This window comes from Pseudomonas sp. SDO524_S393, assembly GCF_054071875.1.
On sequence record NZ_JBSVVZ010000012.1, the window covers coordinates 38,878 to 56,752 of the forward strand.

Annotated in this window: 14 protein-coding genes; 8 read left to right on the forward strand and 6 right to left on the reverse strand. The window is 63.4% G+C overall.

The annotated features are described in order from the left end of the window. Window positions 1–3 precede the first annotated feature (3 nt). From nuoI to ACW9IB_RS07810, 8 genes are all read left to right on the forward strand, one after another. Window positions 4–552 (forward strand): NADH-quinone oxidoreductase subunit NuoI, encoded by a 549-nt coding sequence (gene nuoI, locus ACW9IB_RS07775; RefSeq protein ID WP_003174725.1) that lies wholly within the window; start codon window positions 4–6, stop codon window positions 550–552. Between the two features lie 9 nt (window positions 553–561). After that, window positions 562–1,065, forward strand: coding sequence for an NADH-quinone oxidoreductase subunit J (gene nuoJ / locus ACW9IB_RS07780; RefSeq protein WP_457364147.1), 504 nt, complete (start codon window positions 562–564; stop codon window positions 1,063–1,065). A 2-nt stretch (window positions 1,066–1,067) separates the two neighbouring features. Next, window positions 1,068–1,376 carry an NADH-quinone oxidoreductase subunit NuoK gene (gene nuoK / locus ACW9IB_RS07785; protein WP_003174727.1) on the forward strand — a complete coding sequence of 103 codons (309 nt, stop codon included), beginning with the start codon at window positions 1,068–1,070 and terminating at the stop codon, window positions 1,374–1,376. Beyond that, window positions 1,373–3,226, forward strand: a complete 1,854-nt coding sequence (gene nuoL / locus ACW9IB_RS07790) for an NADH-quinone oxidoreductase subunit L (protein WP_457364148.1) — start codon at window positions 1,373–1,375, stop codon at window positions 3,224–3,226. The genes nuoK and nuoL overlap by 4 nt, the downstream gene beginning before the upstream one ends. Window positions 3,227–3,266: 40 nt before the next feature. After that, a complete protein-coding gene (gene nuoM, locus ACW9IB_RS07795; protein ID WP_457364149.1) occupies window positions 3,267–4,799 on the forward strand; it encodes an NADH-quinone oxidoreductase subunit M in 1,533 nt (510 codons plus the stop codon). Between the two features lie 7 nt (window positions 4,800–4,806). Beyond that, window positions 4,807–6,270, forward strand: coding sequence for an NADH-quinone oxidoreductase subunit NuoN (nuoN, locus tag ACW9IB_RS07800; RefSeq protein WP_457413065.1), 1,464 nt, complete (start codon window positions 4,807–4,809; stop codon window positions 6,268–6,270). 239 nt (window positions 6,271–6,509) lie between these two features. Further along, window positions 6,510–6,860, forward strand: coding sequence for a toxin (locus ACW9IB_RS07805; RefSeq protein WP_457413067.1), 351 nt, complete (start codon window positions 6,510–6,512; stop codon window positions 6,858–6,860). After that, window positions 6,850–7,164: a helix-turn-helix domain-containing protein gene (locus tag ACW9IB_RS07810; protein WP_457364152.1), complete on the forward strand. Its 315-nt coding sequence runs from the start codon at window positions 6,850–6,852 to the stop codon at window positions 7,162–7,164. The genes ACW9IB_RS07805 and ACW9IB_RS07810 overlap by 11 nt, the downstream gene beginning before the upstream one ends. 41 nt (window positions 7,165–7,205) lie before the next feature. Here the strand turns inward: ACW9IB_RS07810 and tagF are convergent, their stop codons facing one another. The 6 genes from tagF to ACW9IB_RS07840 form a co-directional block, all read right to left on the reverse strand. Beyond that, window positions 7,206–7,865, reverse strand: a complete 660-nt coding sequence (gene tagF / locus ACW9IB_RS07815) for a type VI secretion system-associated protein TagF (RefSeq protein ID WP_457413069.1) — start codon at window positions 7,863–7,865, stop codon at window positions 7,206–7,208. A 9-nt stretch (window positions 7,866–7,874) separates the two neighbouring features. After that, a complete protein-coding gene (tssM, locus tag ACW9IB_RS07820) occupies window positions 7,875–11,438 on the reverse strand; it encodes a type VI secretion system membrane subunit TssM (protein ID WP_457413071.1) in 3,564 nt (1,187 codons plus the stop codon). A 2-nt stretch (window positions 11,439–11,440) separates the two neighbouring features. After that, window positions 11,441–12,727, reverse strand: coding sequence for a type IVB secretion system protein IcmH/DotU (gene icmH, locus ACW9IB_RS07825; RefSeq protein ID WP_457364155.1), 1,287 nt, complete (start codon window positions 12,725–12,727; stop codon window positions 11,441–11,443). A 15-nt stretch (window positions 12,728–12,742) separates the two neighbouring features. Beyond that, a complete protein-coding gene (tssK, locus tag ACW9IB_RS07830) occupies window positions 12,743–14,074 on the reverse strand; it encodes a type VI secretion system baseplate subunit TssK (RefSeq protein ID WP_457413073.1) in 1,332 nt (443 codons plus the stop codon). Window positions 14,075–14,378: 304 nt separating this feature from the next. Next, window positions 14,379–15,797: a type VI secretion system-associated FHA domain protein TagH gene (gene tagH, locus ACW9IB_RS07835; RefSeq protein ID WP_457413075.1), complete on the reverse strand. Its 1,419-nt coding sequence runs from the start codon at window positions 15,795–15,797 to the stop codon at window positions 14,379–14,381. Window positions 15,798–15,815: 18 nt separating this feature from the next. Next, complete coding sequence (locus ACW9IB_RS07840) at window positions 15,816–17,777, reverse strand: type VI secretion system Vgr family protein (RefSeq protein WP_457413077.1); 1,962 nt, start codon at window positions 17,775–17,777, stop codon at window positions 15,816–15,818. Between the last annotated feature and the right edge of the window lie 98 nt (window positions 17,778–17,875).

Sequence of the window (17,875 nt, forward strand, 5' to 3'; positions counted from 1 at the left end):
CCCATGTTCAAATATATTGGCGACATCGTTAAGGGTACCGGTACCCAGTTGCGAAGCCTGGTGATGGTGTTCGGTCACGGCTTTCGCAAACGCGACACCCTGCAATACCCGGAAGAGGCGGTGTACCTGCCGCCGCGCTATCGCGGCCGCATCGTACTGACCCGGGACCCCGACGGCGAAGAGCGCTGCGTAGCCTGCAACCTGTGCGCGGTAGCCTGCCCGGTGGGCTGTATCTCCCTGCAGAAAGCTGAAACCGAAGACGGTCGCTGGTACCCGGACTTCTTCCGCATCAACTTCTCGCGCTGCATCTTCTGCGGCCTTTGCGAGGAAGCTTGCCCGACCACCGCGATCCAGCTCACGCCGGATTTCGAAATGGCCGAGTTCAAACGTCAGGACCTGGTGTACGAGAAAGAAGATCTGCTGATCTCTGGTCCCGGTAAAAACCCTGATTACAACTTCTATCGTGTTGCAGGTATGGCCGTTGCCGGCAAGCCGAAGGGCGCCGCACAAAACGAAGCCGAGCCGATCAACGTGAAGAGCTTGCTGCCTTAAGGAAGAAAGATGGAATTCGCTTTCTATTTCGCGTCCGGTATTGCAGTGGTGTCCACGCTTCGCGTGATCACCAACACCAATCCTGTGCACGCCCTGCTCTACCTGATCATTTCGTTGATCGCCGTGGCCATGACCTTCTTCAGCCTCGGCGCGCCGTTCGCCGGTGTGCTGGAAGTGATCGCCTACGCCGGCGCCATCATGGTGCTGTTCGTGTTTGTGGTGATGATGCTCAACCTGGGGCCGGCCTCGGTCGCCCAGGAACGCGTCTGGCTCAAGCCCGGCATCTGGCTCGGCCCGGTCATCCTGGCGGCCCTGCTGCTGGGTGAACTGCTGTATGTGCTGTTCGCTCACCAGAGCGGCCAGGCCATCGGCCACACCACCGTGGACGCGAAAGCCGTGGGCATCAGCCTGTTCGGCCCGTACCTGCTGGTGGTCGAACTGGCGTCGATGTTGCTGCTCGCCGCAGCCGTCACCGCCTTCCACTTGGGCCGCAACGAAGCCAAGGAGCAATGACGATGCCTGCTATCCCTCTGGAGCATGGTCTGGCGGTCGCCGGCATCCTGTTCTGCCTTGGCCTGGTCGGCCTGATGGTCCGCCGTAACATTCTGTTCGTGTTGATGAGCCTGGAAATCATGATGAACGCCGCGGCACTGGCCTTCATCGTCGCCGGTGCACGTTGGGGCCAGCCGGATGGACAAGTCATGTTCATCCTGGTGATCAGCCTGGCAGCCGCCGAGGCCAGTATCGGCCTGGCGATCCTGCTGCAACTGTATCGTCGCTTCCACACGCTTGATATCGACGCTGCCAGTGAGATGCGCGGATGAACATGATCTTTCTGACTTTCGTATTTCCCCTGATCGGTTTCCTGCTGCTGTCGTTCTCCCGTGGACGCTGGTCGGAAAACCTGTCTGCCCTGGTGGGCGTGGGCTCCATTGGCCTGTCGGCCATCGTGGCCGCCTACGTCATCTGGCAATTCAACGTGGCACCACCGGAAGGCGGTCACTACACCCTGGTGCTGTGGAAGTGGATGGCGGTGGAAGGCTTCAAGCCGGACTTCGCGCTCTACATCGACGGCCTGTCCATCACCATGCTCGGCGTGGTGGTGGGTGTGGGTTTCCTGATCCACCTGTTCGCATCCTGGTACATGCGCGGTGAAGCGGGCTACTCGCGCTTCTTCTCGTACACCAACCTGTTTATCGCCAGCATGCTGTTCCTGGTGCTCGGCGACAACCTGCTGTTCCTGTACTTCGGTTGGGAAGGCGTGGGCCTGTGCTCGTACCTGTTGATCGGTTTCTACTACAGCAACCGCAACAACGGTAACGCCGCACTCAAAGCCTTTATCGTGACCCGCATCGGCGACGTGTTCATGGCCATCGGCCTGTTCATCCTGTTCCAACAGGTGGGCACGCTGAACATCCAGGAACTGCTGGTGCTGGCGCCGCAGAAGTTCCAGGTCGGCGACTTCTGGATCACCCTCGCGACCCTGATGCTGCTGGGCGGCGCCGTCGGTAAATCCGCGCAACTGCCGCTGCAAACCTGGCTGGCGGATGCGATGGCCGGTCCTACCCCGGTTTCGGCACTGATCCACGCCGCAACCATGGTCACCGCCGGTGTCTACCTGATCGCCCGTACCCACGGCCTGTTCACCCTGGCGCCGGAAATCCTGCACCTGGTGGGCATCGTCGGCGGCGTCACCCTGGTACTGGCCGGTTTTGCCGCCCTGGTGCAAACCGACATCAAGCGGATCCTCGCCTACTCGACCATGAGCCAGATCGGCTACATGTTCCTGGCACTGGGCGTTGGCGCCTGGGACGCGGCGATCTTCCACCTGATGACCCACGCGTTCTTCAAGGCCCTGCTGTTCCTCGCCTCCGGTGCGGTGATCGTGGCCTGCCACCACGAGCAGAACATCTTCAAGATGGGCGGCCTGTGGAAAAAACTGCCGCTGGCCTACGCCAGCTTCATCGTCGGTGGTGCCGCCCTGGCCGCCCTGCCGCTGGTGACCGCCGGTTTCTACTCCAAGGACGAAATCCTCTGGGAAGCCTTTGCCAGCGGCCACCAGAACCTGCTGTACGCAGGCCTGGCAGGTGCGTTCATGACCTCGCTGTACACCTTCCGTCTGATCTTCATCGCCTTCCACGGTGAGGCCAAGACCGAAGCCCACGCAGGCCATGGCATCTCGCACTGGCTGCCACTGTCGGTGCTGATCATCCTGTCGACCTTCGTCGGCGCCATGATCACCCCGCCTCTGCACGGTGTACTGCCGCAAAGCGTCGGTCATGCCGGCGGCGAAGCCCAGCACAGCCTGGAAATCGCCTCGGGCGCCATCGCGATCGCCGGTATCCTGCTGGCGGCCCTGCTGTTCCTCGGCAAGCGTCGCTTCGTGACCGCGGTTGCCAACAGTGGCATTGGCCGTGTCCTGTCAGCCTGGTGGTTCGCCGCCTGGGGCTTCGACTGGATCTACGACAAACTGTTCGTCAAGCCTTACCTGGCCATCAGCCATGTACTGCGCAAAGACCCGCTCGACCAGACCATCGGTTTGATCCCGCGCACCGCCAAGGCCGGTCACACCGCCCTGAGCCGCAGCGAGACCGGCCAACTGCGCTGGTACGCAGCTTCCATGGCGGCGGGTGCCGTGCTGGTGATCGGCGCCATTGTCCTGGTAGCGGTCTGACTATGAACGTTGCGAAATTGCAAAAGGAAACGAGCCCGTCATGATTCTGCCCTGGCTAATCCTGATCCCCTTTATCGGCGGCCTGCTCTGCTGGCTGGGTGAGCGCTCCGGCGCCACCCTCCCCCGCTGGATCGCGTTGCTGACCATGTCCCTGGAACTCGCCCTCGGCCTCTGGCTGTGGGCCCATGGCGACTATTCATTCGCACCGGCGCCTGGCGCCGATCCGACCTGGGCCATCGAGTTCAAGCATGTCTGGATCCAGCGCTTCGGCATCAACGTGCACCTGGCCCTCGACGGCCTGTCGCTGTTGATGATCCTGCTGACCGGCCTGCTGGGTATCCTCTCGGTACTCTGCTCCTGGAAGGAAATCGAGCGCCACGTGGGCTTCTTCCACCTGAACCTCATGTGGATCCTGGGCGGCGTCGTCGGCGTATTCCTCGCCCTCGACCTGTTCATGTTCTTCTTCTTCTGGGAAATGATGCTGGTGCCGATGTACTTCCTCATCGCGCTCTGGGGTCACAGCTCTTCGGACGGCAAGAAAACCCGGATCTACGCGGCGACCAAGTTCTTCATCTTCACCCAGGCTTCCGGCCTGATCATGTTGGTGGCGATCCTGGGTCTGGTACTGGTCAACTTCAACAACACCGGCGTGATTACCTTCAACTACGCCGACCTGTTGAAGACCAAGATGTCCCTGACCACCGAGTACATCCTGATGCTGGGCTTCTTCATTGCCTTCGCGGTGAAGCTGCCGGTGGTGCCGTTCCACTCCTGGCTGCCTGACGCCCACGCCCAGGCACCGACCGCAGGTTCGGTCGACCTGGCCGGTATCCTGTTGAAGACGGCGGCCTACGGCCTGCTGCGTTTCGCCCTGCCGCTGTTCCCGAATGCGTCGGCCGAGTTCGCGCCGATCGCCATGACCCTGGGTCTGATCGGGATCTTCTACGGTGCATTCCTGGCGTTCGCACAAACCGACATCAAGCGTCTGATCGCCTTCTCGTCCGTTTCCCACATGGGCTTCGTATTGATCGGCATCTACTCCGGCAGTCAGCTGGCGTTGCAAGGTGCGGTGATCCAGATGCTGGCCCACGGTGTTTCCGCCGCTGCGCTGTTTATCCTGAGTGGTCAGCTGTACGAGCGCCTGCACACCCGTGACATGCGTGAAATGGGTGGCGTGTGGTCGCGCATCGCTTACCTGCCGGCGATCAGCCTGTTCTTTGCAGCCGCCTCCCTGGGCCTGCCGGGTACCGGTAACTTCGTCGGCGAGTTCCTGATCCTGATCGGCAGCTTCGTCACCGCCCCATGGATCACTGCGATTGCCACCTCCGGCCTGGTGTTCGGTTCGGTCTACTCGCTGATCATGATCCACCGCGCCTACTTCGGCCCGGCCAAGTCCGACACCGTCCTGAAAGGGATGGATGGTCGCGAACTGATCATGGTGCTCGGCCTTGCGGTGCTGCTGATCTACATCGGCGTGTACCCGCAACCGTTCCTGGACACTTCTGCCGCGACGATGCATGGCGTGCAGCAGTGGTTCAGCACCGCCTTCACTCAACTCGCTTCGGCCCGGTAAGAGCGCTATGGAATTCACGATCCAACACTTTATCGCGCTTGCGCCGCTGCTGATCACCAGCCTCACCATCGTCGTGGTGATGCTGGCGATCGCCTGGCGCCGCAATCACTCGCAAACGTTCCTGCTGTCCTGCGCCGGTCTGAACCTGGCCCTGCTGTCGATCATCCCGGCCCTCAAGGTCGCGCCACTGGCGGTCACGCCGTTGATGATGGTCGATGACTTCGCCCTGCTGTACATCGCGCTGATCCTGGTCGCGACACTGGCCTGCGTCACCCTCGCCCACGCCTACCTCGGCGAAGGCGGCACTGGCTACCCGGGCAACCGCGAAGAGCTGTACCTGCTGATCCTGCTGGCTGCGGCCGGCGGTATCGTACTGGTCAGCGCACAGCACCTGGCCGGCCTGTTCATCGGCCTGGAACTGCTGTCCATCCCGACCTACGGCCTGGTGGCTTACGCCTTCTTCAACAAGCGCTCCCTGGAAGCCGGCATCAAGTACATGGTGCTGTCGGCTGCCGGCTCCGCGTTCCTGTTGTTCGGTATGGCCCTGCTCTACGCCGAAGCCGGCAGCCTGAGCTTCACCGGTATCGGCCACGCCCTGGCCAACACCAACAGCCCGGCGCCGATTGCCCAACTGGGCCTGGCGATGATGCTGATCGGCCTGGCGTTCAAGCTGTCGCTGGTACCGTTCCACCTGTGGACCCCGGACGTGTACGAAGGCGCCCCGGCGCCGGTAGCCGCGTTCCTGGCCACTGCCTCGAAAGTGGCGGTGTTCGCGGTGATGGTGCGCCTGTTCCAGATCTCCCCCGCCGCCAACACCGGCGTGCTGAGCAACGTACTGACCGTGATCGCCATCGCGTCGATCCTGTTCGGCAACCTGCTGGCCCTGACCCAGAACAACCTCAAGCGTCTGCTGGGTTACTCGTCCATCGCCCACTTCGGCTACCTGCTGATCGCCCTGGTGGCGAGCAAGGGCCTGGCCGTGGAAGCCATCGGCGTGTACCTGGTCACCTACGTGATCACCAGCCTCGGCGCGTTCGGTGTGATCACCCTGATGTCCTCGCCTTACAAAGGCCGTGACGCCGACGCCCTGTACGAATACCGCGGCCTGTTCTGGCGCCGTCCGTACCTGACCGCCGTACTGACCGTGATGATGCTGTCCCTGGCCGGTATCCCGCTGACCGCCGGCTTCATCGGCAAGTTCTACATCGTGGCCACCGGTGTCGAAGCGCACGAATGGTGGTTGGTCGCTTCGCTGATCCTGGGCAGCGCCATCGGCGTGTTCTACTACCTGCGCGTGATGGTCACCCTGTACCTGATCGAGCCGAACCTGCGCCGCGTGGACGCCGAGCTGCACTGGGAACAGAAAGCCGGTGGCGTCATGCTGCTGGCCATCGCCTTGCTCGCGTTCTTCCTGGGTGTGTACCCACAACCGCTGCTCACCCTGGTGCAGCACGCGGTACTGGGCGTTTGATCATTTAGGTCGATGCAGTAACCAAAACGGCGCCTTCGGGCGCCGTTTTGCGTTTGTGGGATTAAGTATTTTTGTCTTGCCTTACTCGCCGAAATTTCCTCTCCCACATGCCTTCTCATCTGGCATCTACTCACTGAAATCGACCGTATGGTGTTTGCGCTTTAGGAAAGTTCCCACAGTCGGGTCACTTGACCCCAAACGGGTGGGCCACCAAACTATACGCAGACTACGTACAGAACATGGACGCTCTATTTATCGAACTACCGGCCTTCGAACGGCATCGCAAGGACTATCTGAGTGACGAGCTTTTCCACGGTTTTCAACAGGAATTGATGAAAAACCCGCAAGCCGGTGATGTGATCGAAGGAACAGGCGGGTTACGCAAGGTTCGCTTCTTCGATGAGCGACGCAACAAAGGCAAACGTGGTGGCCTGAGGATCATTTACTACTGGTGGTCGGGCGGTACGCAATTCTGGCTGTTTACGCTGTACGGCAAACATGAACAAGACGACCTGACACCGCAACACAAGAAAACCCTTGAACAGATGCTGGACAGGGAACTCAAAGCGAGAGCACATCATGAAGCGTGACATTTTTTCCGAACTGGTCGAAGGCTTCGACGCCCTGGCGGACGAACGCGAAAGCAAAATCACCTTGCGCACCCACAAGGTTTATTTCAATAAGCTGGCGCCCTTGAGTGCAGAGGAAGTCGTTGCCGTGCGCCAGCAACTCAACCTCTCCCGGTCGGTGTTTGCCATGTATCTGCGCACCAATACGCGCACGTTGGAAAACTGGGAACAAGGTCGGGCCCGGCCCAATGCCCAGGCAGCGACATTGATACGCTTGGTGGCCCGCTTTCCGGAAACAGTGGCGCAATTGGCGGCATTGAGCTGACAAACAAAGCCCTGTCAGTTCCAGGGCTTTTTCAGGTATGGCTACCGCCCACCCAACATATCGGCAAACGTCTCCCCGTCGGGCAGCCCTTCCCCCACCCAGATCGACGGCGCGACGCGGGGCGAGCCTTCGGTCCAGAACAGCGCATGGCCCGCCAGCCCTTGGGGATCGAGCTGTGCGTTCAATTGCGGTATGCCGTCGCCGATACGTTCCGGGTCAGGCAGGTCCAGCCAGCGTGATGGGCTGACGCTTCTGTGGGAATAGTTTGCCGGGGTCCAGCAACCCGGTAACGGCATTGCCGACACCGCGTCATCGAACGCCTCCAGCGAAAACCCCTCGCTCAGCGCCGACAGTGCCAGCCGTTCCAACTGGTCGTACCAGAACACATCGCGCTCCAGGCGTGCCAGCAGCGGTACATCCTGCCCCGCCGTCGCCAGGGTCAGGGGAAAGTAACGCCCCACCCGATCCACGCTCGGGATCATCACCCCCGACCAACCCTGCTCCCCACATACACCCGCTGCCAGCGCAAAGCGCCAGATCGGGCTGCACAGGTACACCTCCAGCCATTGCTCGCCCAGGCGCTCACGGCTGCGCTGCAAACCCGCCTGCAACCACGTGTCCCAGGTGCTCAAAAAGACGGCTGGCAAACGACGACTGACAAAGTCGCCATGGCTTGCGACCTTGCCGAAAAATCCATTCATGGCTGATTCCTAAAAGCTCGCAGGGCAATGGAACTGTTCGATGCCATCACGCCGGAACGGGTTGATCACGCTGCTGGCACGCAGCAGGTAAGCCACCCGATGGCCCTCCAGGTTGAAGGTCAGTTGCAACTGTTCGCCCTGAGTGTTCACCACGGCCTTGTCCATCATGCGCAACCAGCCCCAGGGTCCGTCGGTGCGCAGCGGGCTGGCCAGGCCCGGCGTGGCATCCAGGCGCACCAAACCACCGGACTTGCCGCTCGGCAAGGAGATGCTGGTGAAATCCGGCACGTTGCCCGTTTCAAACACCACCGGTTGGCCATCGATGTCCAGGCTGACCTTGCTCAGGGCCGGGTCGGCGCCGAGGGTTTTGAGGTCGAAGCGTATCGACGGCTGGCGCGCACCAGCCACGAAGAACATATCCCGCAGCCGTGCGCCACGCTGGAACTGGTTAAGCACGTCCTGGGAAATGTTCAGCGGCGTAACACCGGTGGAACGCCAGCGCCACTGGCTGCCGCTCATGTCGACATAAGCCGCTAGGTTCTTGCTGAAGAAATCGTCCATCAAGCCGCCCGGGCCGAAGAACTTGCCGAAGTCATCGGCAGTGGCATCCCGGGCCGAGCTGCGCACCAGCGGATAACGCCCCTCGATGGCGGCCCGGCAGAACGGAGCGCCGGTAGCCTCCCACAGTGCGTTCAGGCGCGCCTTCTCATTGCCCAGGGTCAGCGCGGTGCCACCCGACTCCACGTCCCGCAGCAGTGCCGACAACGGCGCAGGCTGGGTATCGCCCGCACGTTTCAAACGGGTCAGCACTTCATTGGACGGTGCCGGCGCCGCACTGCGACGGGCGGCATCGGCGCTGTCGAAAAACTGCCCGGCATCCTTCAGCGACGCCAGCACCTCATCCACCGGCTGCGGCGGCGTGCCGTTGCCCACCAGGCGGTGCAACGCAGCAAAATGCTGGTCCACCGGGTTGGCCGACGCCTCGGCGAGCGGCGCCGGACTGTCGCCCCCCAAGGCCGATTGCAACTTCTGGGTGGCCGCCGCGATCTTGTCGCGCACGCGTTGATCGGTGTCCTTGGCGGTCGCCGAGGTCAATGCGCCCTCCAGGGTGGTTTCCCTGGACACCGCTTGCAGCAAGCTACGCAGCGGCGAGTCGGTAGACGCCAGCGCATTGGTCACCTGGGAGGCCTGACCGAGACTGGTCAGGGGCGTCAGGTGCACATCCGCCAGGAAGGTATCCCACTGGCGAATATAGTCCGCGTAATACAGCGCCAGCACCGCCGCCTGCATCGCCGGGTTGCCGCCAGCGATCTGCGCCGACTCCTGGCGGTCCAGCACCCAGCTGTCCTTGGCCATATCGGCCACGGCTTGCGGGGTTTTGTCCGTGAGCGCACGGTACCCGGCCAGGCTGTAAACGCCGCTGACGCCACGGGACAGCGGCTCGCCACTGGCGCGGGTGAACAGCGACGACACATCACGCCCCACCGCGCCATTCACGCTCAACTCGGGCAAATGCTGCTGGTCCACCTGGCGCTTGACCCGGTTGTAGATGCGCTGGGACAGCGGCATGCTCGCCAGCGCCAGGCGTACCTTGGCGATCAGCGCGCTATCGAGTTGCACCGGCTCGGCTTCGTCGTCATCTTCCAGCAGCGCCGCAACATGGTCCGACAGTTGCTGCAATTGCGCAGGTGTAGCCTGGGGCAGTTCACGGCGCCAGTCCACATCGACCCACGCCTGCACCGACGCGGCATCGAAGAACTGCCGCTGGCCGAGCATCAGGTAGGCGCGCAGGGTTTCATAGAGAAACTCCTGGTTGCTCGCATCCCCCCGGCGCAGGGCATTTTCCATATTGGCGACGATATGCGGCAGCAACGTGCTGCGCAGCAGGCGACGGTACAAAGTCACCGCGCCGGCGCCGAGCTTATTGCCCTGGTACAGGCCCATGCGACTGAGCAGCGGCACATTGCTGTCGCCCGCGCCATAGCCGCCCGGCAAGGCGCGTGCGGCATTGAGCAACGGCAGCGTCACCAGCACATCGCCCTCGGCGGGCAGCGCCTTGGCCAGTTGCGCGACATTAGTCGCCGCGTTCGATGCGTCGGCGATCAGTTGCAGGTTGCGGTTGTAGCTGATGGTCATGCCCACCAGCAGCAGCACGAACAGCACGCCCGCGCCGATCCGCCCGGCCCGCCCGAGCAGGCGCCGGCGGCGCTCTTCCTGGTGATTGACACCCGCCAGCCCGGCTTCCTTGAAGATCACTTCGCGCAGCAGGCGGGTGATGAAGTAACTGCGCCCGCTGGACACGTTCGGCGCCAGCACCTTGCGGCCCAGGCCGAAGGACGCCGCCAGCGAGGTCAGCACCCGGTCGATCGGGCTGCCTTCCTGGGTGCCGCTGGTGAAATACACACCGCGCAACAGCGCCGGTTCCTGGTAGCGGTTGGCTTCGAATACGGTATTGAGGAACCGGGTCAGGCCATCGCCCAGGCTGGCGAACTGTTGCGGGAAGCTGTACAGCAAGGCACGCCGCGACAGGTCGCGCTCCTGCTGCAAACGTTCCAGCACACGCCGTTGCAACTGGCGCTCAAGGGCATCGAACTCACCCGGGAACGACGCCAGGCCGGTGTCCGGTGCGGGTGGCTGTTGCAGCGGAAAGGTCACACCCCACACCTGCGCGCGTTCGTCGCGGCCAAAGGTCTCGAAAAACTCCGAGAATCCCGCCAGCAGGTCGCACTTGGTGATGATCACATACACCGGAAAACGCAGGCCCAAACGTTCGTACAGCTCGCCGATACGCGCGCGAATCGCCACCGCCTGAGCCTGGCGCTGGGCCTCGGTCTGCTCAAGCAGGTCACTGACGCTCAGCGCCACGATCACGCCGTTGACCGGACGCTGGCGGCGGTACTTTTTCAACAGGTCGAGGAAACCGCCCCAGGCGGCCTTGTCCACTTCGGTGTAGCTGTCCTGGGTGGTGTAACGTCCGGCGGTGTCGAGCAACACCGCTTCGTCGGTGAACCACCAGTCACAATGCCGCGTACCGCCCACACCGCCAATGGCACCGCTGCCCATGGCCTCACGCAGGGGGAACTGCAGGCCCGAGTGGGTCAGCGCGGTGGTCTTGCCACTGCCCGGTGCGCCAACGAACATGTACCACGGCAGCTGATACAGGTACTGCCCGCTCATCTTCCAGCCCGGGTTGGCCTTGCGCAGCACCGCCATGGCCGCGCGCATGCGCTCACCCAACTCGGCCACTTCGGCCTGGCTTTCACGCACGCCGGGGGCCACCGCCGGGGCTTCGGCCACGCCGGCCATCAACCCCCGGTTGGCCCGCCAGGCGCGCCACAGGCGCCAGGCAAAGTAGCCGACCCAGACCAGCACGAACAGCCCGATCAAGGCCCAGCGCCGCGACTCGGGTGCCAGCGGTTCACTGCCGTTGAACGCCAGCAGCGGGCCTTCGTACCACACCAGCAGCGACAGCAGCGCCACGCCGATCAGCGACAGCAGCCAGGGTTTGAGCAGCCACAGAATGAAGCGCTCCACCGGGGACCATAACAACGAAAACAACGTAGAGAAATTCATGGCTATTGCGCCTGGGAAGGGATCAGCACGGTGATATCGACACGGCGGTTACGCGCGCGATTGGCCGCTGAATCGTTGGGGACCAGCGGCTCGGTTTCGCCACGGCCTTCGCTGCGATAGCGCTCGGTCGGCCCGGCCCGCTGTGCGAGCAAACGCGCGACGGTCTTGGCGCGCGCCTGGGACAGATCGAAGTTGGACCCCAGTCGCGAGGTCGCCGAAGGCCGCACGTTGTCGGTATGCCCGACCACCACCACATTGCCCGGCACCGTGGCCAGGGCGTCACCGATGCGCGCGAGCAAGCCGTCGAAGTTGCTCGACACTTCGGCACTGCCCGAGGCAAATACACCGTCGCCACGCAGGGTGATCACCGAGCGGTCGGCGCTGTCCTTGACCGCCACCAACCCTTGCGCCACTTCCGGCGCCAGGAACCCGGCCAGCCGCACCGGCGCAGGCTCTGCCGGCACCGCCACCTTGAGCGGCGACGCCACGCGAATCGAACCCAACTGAGCGAACACCGGGTCGGAGGCTCGATTGAGCAGCCAGCTGTAGGTCAGTTGCACACTCAGCAGCAACACCGCGGCCACCGACGCCAGCACCCACAGCGGCACACGGCGCAGCATCGACGCCTGGGGCGCTTCGGCACCCCGCCAGCGCGGCGACAGGTCCTGCTCCTGATTGCCGCGCTGCTGGTTGATCAACTGCAACAGGCGCTCGCGCAGCAAGCCCAACTGATCCAGGCCGCGATCCAATACGCGATAACGCCCTTCCAGACCGAGCGCCATGCACAGGTACATCAACTCGAGCACGTCGATGTGGGTGCGCAGGTCCTGACTGAGGCGCTGCAGAATCATGAAGAATTTTTCGCCGCCCCAGGCCTCGTTGTGAAAGGTCACCAACAAGCTGCGGCTGCCCCACACACCCGCGCCCCACGGCGTGCTGGCGATGGTTTCGTCCACCAGCGTGCACAGCGCGTAACGCGCGGCGGCGACGGTTTCCACGTCGACCTGGCTGGCCCGCGCCTGGGCCTCGAAGGCCTGCACCGCCTGGATCAGCCGTTGGCGCAGGCTTTCCATGTCGGGCATCGCCGTGAGGCTGCGCAGCGGCACCACCAGGTCGAGCAAGGGGTTGGCTGCCCGCACCAGCGGGTTGAGGCCCTGACCGTGCAGCACCAGCGCCGCCCGTTGCACATCGGCAGCAGGAGCACTCTGAGGTGCGGCACGGCGCCCGCCGGGCGTGGGGATCAGCAACGTGCGATCCGGGTCCTGGGTGCCTTCGAAAGTATCGTTCACGTCAGTCACCTTGCCTTAGTTCCGGATGGCCCAGAACTGCATGTCCAGCCCCGGGAACACCCCGGCGATATGCATGGCAAAACCGGCCGACTGGCTCAGCAATTGCCAATATTCGCTGCTGCGATCGAGTTCGAAATAGGTGAAGCCGGCGTGGAACGGCAACTGCCGTGGCGCCACCGGCAACGGACGCAGGCCAATGCCCGGCAGTTGCAGGTTGACCAGGTCGCGGATCTTCTCCACCGAGCCGATCTTGACCTGGGGCGGAAAGCCGTTGCGCACGTTCTCGGCGGACATCTGCGCCTGCACCGCGAGGATGAAGGTGGCCGAACGCAGCAGTTCCTGGTCGGGCAGCACCGCCACGCGAATGCCGTATTGGCGCTCTTCCAGCGGGATCGCGATGGCCCGCACGTCCATCACCGTCGACAGTGCGCGCCGCAGGTCGAGCATCACCGGGGCGAAGGTCTGCGCCAGGGCGCCATGGCGATACGCCGGGTAGCTCGTCGCGCGTTTGTCATCACGGGTAAAGGTCGCCAGCTCGCCGGCCAGTGCCGACAAGTCACGGTAAAGCTGCTCCGGGTGCAGGCCGGTCATCGCCACCAGATGCCGCACCAACGGCAGGCTGCGGTTGAGCACCTGCAACAGCAGGAAGTCGGCGATTTCTGCCGCGCCACTGCCATCGGGCCGGGTCAGGCGCGACGCCAGCGCTTCGACCCGTTGCTGCATCAGGCCCAGCAATTCTTCGTTGAACGCCTTCAAACGTTCAGCGGCGCGCACGTCCAGGCATGGCGGGCAGTATTCGCGGTCGAGCACCACACTTTTATCCGCGCGCTTTTCCACCACATGGGCGATGCCGAGGGTGGTGTAGGCGTCGGCCACATCACCTTCGAAGGCCAGGCGCAGGCGCAGCTTGCCGATGCTCATCAACGCGCTGCTGTCCAGGCCGTTGCTGTCCCAGGCTTCGTATTCGCTGCTGCGATGGCGCGCGAAGTTTTCAAAGCTGGGGTTATCGTCCACCTCCGGCACACCCGGACGCAGGCTCGGCAGCGCCAGCACCACTTTCAGGTCGCGGGCGTCGTCGGGGATTTCCAGCGGCAGCGGCATTTCATCGTCGAACGGCAGGCCGACAGGCGTGCCGTCCGGCAACACGCCGCTGTAGGCCAGCAACGACAGCTTGCCCATGGCCAGTTGCTGCGGGTCGATCTCCAGCCTGGAAAAACCCCAGCCGTAAGCACGCAGGGTCGCCACCCGGGCTTCCAGCTGGGTTTGCAGGAAACGGTCGTGTTGTTGCAGGTGCTGAGGCTGCAACAGCATGCCTTCGGACCAGACTACTTTGTTGTTCCAGGACATAAATTCTTCTCAACGTGAAAGCGTTTCGGGCTGACCGGTTTTGCGCTGATAAACAGATGTGTGCTGTGGGCAGGACTCTTGTGGTGAGCGGACCTTTTTTTGTGGTGAGCGGGCTTGTTGTGGTGAGCGGGCTTGTCCCGCGCTGGTGCGCGAAGCGGCCCCAATAAGGTCACCGCGTTATTCCTGTTAGACGCGCGGCGCCTGGTTTCAGGGCCGCTGCGCAGCCCAGCGCGGGACAAGCCCGCTCACTACAAAAAAGTCCGTTCACCACAAAAGAAGCCCGTTCGATACAACGGCTCGGTCTTCAAGTACGCATCCGTGCCACCTGTTCCTCGTACGCCTTGGAAAACAGCTCGCCGAACAAACGCTGCAAATCTTCATCGGCATCCCGCGCCAGGTCTTCGTAGCGCTCCACCAGGCGGTCCCACAGACGTGCCTTGCGCCGAGCCGGCATCCATTTGTCCAGGGCGCCATGGGTGGTACGGCGTTGTTCGACCCGCGCAGGATCAAAGCGCTGCACCACCGCGCCCAGTGCCGCGCGCATGCCGGCGATCACCGCCAGTTCGTGGGCCTTGAGGTCATCGAACGAGGCCCCCATGGCCTTGACCGGGCGCATATAGGCGGGCGAATCGCCGCCCAGCATCTGGGTCAGGGCGCTGTCGGCATCGGGGAAGAACTTGAGCGGGTTGTTCGAATACGCGCCGATCATGGTCATGTCGATATGGCTCTCGCGCTTGGTCAGTGCACGGGCCATCAGCACATCCATGGTGCCGGCGGTTGCGGCCCGCAGCATCTCGCCCACCAGTTGGGCCAGCTCGGTGGGGGTGCGGGAGGTGTGCAGGTCGGGCAGGCCCAGGCCTTGGAGCAACGCATGCAACACGGCGTCATCACGGGTGGGCGCGGTCAATGTGGGAGCGGGCTTGCTCGCGAAGCTCTCAAGGACGACGGGTTGTTCCTGGATGACCGCGTTATCGTTCTTCGCGAGCAAACCCGCTCCCACATTAGGGTCCGATGTCACCGCAGGCTGGGTCGAGAGGCCGAACAGCGGGTCATAATCATCCGGAATCACCTGCGGCTCCGCCTGCCGGATCGGCGGGTTGAACGCTTGCAGCTGCGGCGCCACATGGTCGCTTTCGGTGCCGCGAAACACCGGGGTCAGCGACGGGTTCAAACCCAGGGGATCCGACAGCGGCATCGCCCCGTCGAACAGCGCACCGCCCTCCAGGATACGCGCACCGGCCAGGTCGTCATGCAGCACCACAGGCACCACCACTTCAGGATCACGCAGCAACGGTTGCGGCACTTCCAACGGCGGCAGCGGGGCCGCCACCGGCGGTGGAGGCGGCACGAACAGCGGCGGCAGGATCCGCGTGGCCAGGGCGTCGTCTTCAGGCTCCGGCGCCACCGGCTGCTCCAGCCGCACGTCCATCGCGTAATCGCCGATCACCAGGCGGTCGCCCTCCTCCAGCAGGCGCTCGCGCCCCGTGCCCAACGGTCGCTCATTGACCAGGCTGGGGTTGCTGCCGGTGTCGGTGAGGTAAAACTGGCCGTCGCGCAGGTCGATCCGTGCATGCACCCGCGAGATGTATTTGCCCGGGTCGTCCAGGGTCAGGTCGTTGTCCGGCCCACGGCCAATCGAGCCACCGGCTTCGGTAAAGCGGCAGATGACATCACCGGGCATCGGTTGGTCGCGGTAACTTTTCACCAGCAGGATCAGGTTCATAGCAGTCTCCAGAAAGCGTTACTTGCCATCGTCGGCCTCCTTGGGCGGCAGCGGCACGCCGGCAGGTCCGGTAGCGGCGGACAGCGCCAGTGCGGTGGCGGCGGTACCGGCCTGGGGCAACGGAATGGGAATGGTCGAGGCGAGGATCATGGCCGGGGTGATGGTCAGGAAGGTGGTGCCGACTTTCATGGTGATGGTCGCACCCGCTTCGATCACCACGTTCATGCCGCCCTTGATATGTACGTCGAGGCCCGCGGTCACGCCGGTCTTCAACTTGCCGTCGATGATCATGTTGGTGCCGGCGGTCATCGATACGGCGCCGGTGGCCTTCTCGTTGCGGTTGCCACCGACGGACGAATGCCGGTCGCCGCCGACCTTCTCGCGCAGGTCCTTGTCGACCTTGGAATGGCGGTCGCCGCCGACCCAGTCCAGGGAGTCCTTGAGCACGCGCTGGTCGAGGTTCTTCTGCGCATGGAGAAACACCTGTTCCGAGCCTTTCTTGTCTTCGAAACGCAGCTCGTTGTAGCCTCCGCCGCCCTTGGACGAGTTGCTCTTGATCGTCGAGCGCGTGGCGTTTTCCGGCAGTGCATAAGGCGGCATGGTGTCGGCGTTGTAGACGCTGCCGGTGACCAGCGGCTGGTCGGGGTCGCCCTCGAGAAAGCTGACCACCACTTCCTGGCCGATGCGCGGCGTGTACAGGCTGCCCCAGCGCTTGCCGGCCCAGCCCTGGGCCACGCGGATCCAGCACGAACTGTTTTCGTCGCGCTTGCCTTCGCGGTCCCAGTGGAACTGCACCTTGATGCGCCCGTACTTGTCGGTCCAGATTTCCTCGCCCTGCTTGCCCACCACCATGGCCGTCTGCGGACCTTGCATCAGCGGTTTGCGCGATACACAGGGCGCCCGGAATTGCTGCTGGCGTGACAGGGCAACGAATTCGCAGGTGAGAACCGGCTGCGGATTGTCCGGCGGCGTCGGTTCATAGGTGTCCGAGGACAACGCATAGCGCGCTTCCAGCAACAGGAACTGAGCGTTCTGCTCGCTGCGCGGGTGTTCGGTGAGGGTCATCAAGGCACCGGGAAACAACCCGCGCGCGCGGGTGGCGCCGGTGACCCGCTGGGTGCCGGTGTGCAGCGACTCGATCAGCGTGCGCGCATAGGTTTCGCCGCGCTTGCGCTCGGTGTATTTGCCCGGGTAGTCATAGCGCTCATGGCGCGACTGCGGGTAGCTGCCGGCCAGGGTCGACTTGGCCAGCAGGTTGGCGGTGGGCTTTTCAAAATCGAAATCCTGCAGCGTATAGCCGCCCGGCTCCACATCGCCGCTCATGCGCCAGTCGTAGATCACCTCGCTTTCGCGCATGGCATGGTCTTCGGCCGGCATGAAGAGCATTTGCGCATAGCCAGGCGCCGGCGAATGCGCGCCATAAGAGTCGGCCAGTACCAGGGTGTGACGCCCGGCAGCGCTCTTGAAGAAGTAGTAGATGCCTTCCTGTTCCATCAGGCGGCTGACGAAATTGAAATCGCTCTCGCGGTACTGCACGCAATACGTCAACGCCTGGTAGCTGCCACTGAGGCCCGAGGTGTCGACATCGGCAATGCTGTAGGGCGCGAACACCTGCTTGAGGATGTCCGGCACGCTCAGTTCCTGGAAGATCCGGCAGTCGCTGGCCAGGGTCAAAAACCACAGCCACGGTCGCAACACCGCCTTGTACGTGGAATAGCGACCTTGGCGCCCGGTGAACGAAAAGTGGCTGACGTGCCCGCTGAAATAACGGCTGCCACCCTTGGGCAGGTCCACCGCGATGGTCATCTGGGTGGCCAGCAGGTCGTCGATATTCAGGTCGGCGCGCTCGCTGTAGAGCTCCAGTTGGTACTCGCTGAGTTGCGACAGCGCCTCGACGGCCTGCATGCGCCGAAACAGCAGCACGTCGGTGCCGAGCACACTGGTCACTTGTATTTCGCGGTGTTGTTGAAGAGTCGCCATCGTGGGTGTTCTACCTGCAAGGCAATGGGAGAATGCTGTCCAGGCCGCCCGAGCTACGCGCGATCAGTCCGCTCACCTGGAGAGAACAACCAGGCGAG

Excerpts from the sequence above, each read along its gene's own strand:
- nuoI (WP_003174725.1), top strand. The coding sequence starts at position 4 with ATGTTCAAATATATTGGCGACATCGTTAAGGGTACCGGTACCCAGTTG.
- nuoJ (WP_457364147.1), top strand. The coding sequence starts at position 562 with ATGGAATTCGCTTTCTATTTCGCGTCCGGTATTGCAGTGGTGTCCACG.
- nuoK (WP_003174727.1), top strand. The coding sequence starts at position 1,068 with ATGCCTGCTATCCCTCTGGAGCATGGTCTGGCGGTCGCCGGCATCCTG.
- nuoL (WP_457364148.1), top strand. The coding sequence starts at position 1,373 with ATGAACATGATCTTTCTGACTTTCGTATTTCCCCTGATCGGTTTCCTG.
- nuoM (WP_457364149.1), top strand. The coding sequence starts at position 3,267 with ATGATTCTGCCCTGGCTAATCCTGATCCCCTTTATCGGCGGCCTGCTC.
- nuoN (WP_457413065.1), top strand. The coding sequence starts at position 4,807 with ATGGAATTCACGATCCAACACTTTATCGCGCTTGCGCCGCTGCTGATC.
- ACW9IB_RS07805 (WP_457413067.1), top strand. The coding sequence starts at position 6,510 with ATGGACGCTCTATTTATCGAACTACCGGCCTTCGAACGGCATCGCAAG.
- ACW9IB_RS07810 (WP_457364152.1), top strand. The coding sequence starts at position 6,850 with ATGAAGCGTGACATTTTTTCCGAACTGGTCGAAGGCTTCGACGCCCTG.
- tagF (WP_457413069.1), bottom strand. The coding sequence starts at position 7,865 with ATGAATGGATTTTTCGGCAAGGTCGCAAGCCATGGCGACTTTGTCAGT.
- tssM (WP_457413071.1), bottom strand. The coding sequence starts at position 11,438 with ATGAATTTCTCTACGTTGTTTTCGTTGTTATGGTCCCCGGTGGAGCGC.
- tssK (WP_457413073.1), bottom strand. The coding sequence starts at position 14,074 with ATGTCCTGGAACAACAAAGTAGTCTGGTCCGAAGGCATGCTGTTGCAG.
- tagH (WP_457413075.1), bottom strand. The coding sequence starts at position 15,797 with ATGAACCTGATCCTGCTGGTGAAAAGTTACCGCGACCAACCGATGCCC.
- ACW9IB_RS07840 (WP_457413077.1), bottom strand. The coding sequence starts at position 17,777 with ATGGCGACTCTTCAACAACACCGCGAAATACAAGTGACCAGTGTGCTC.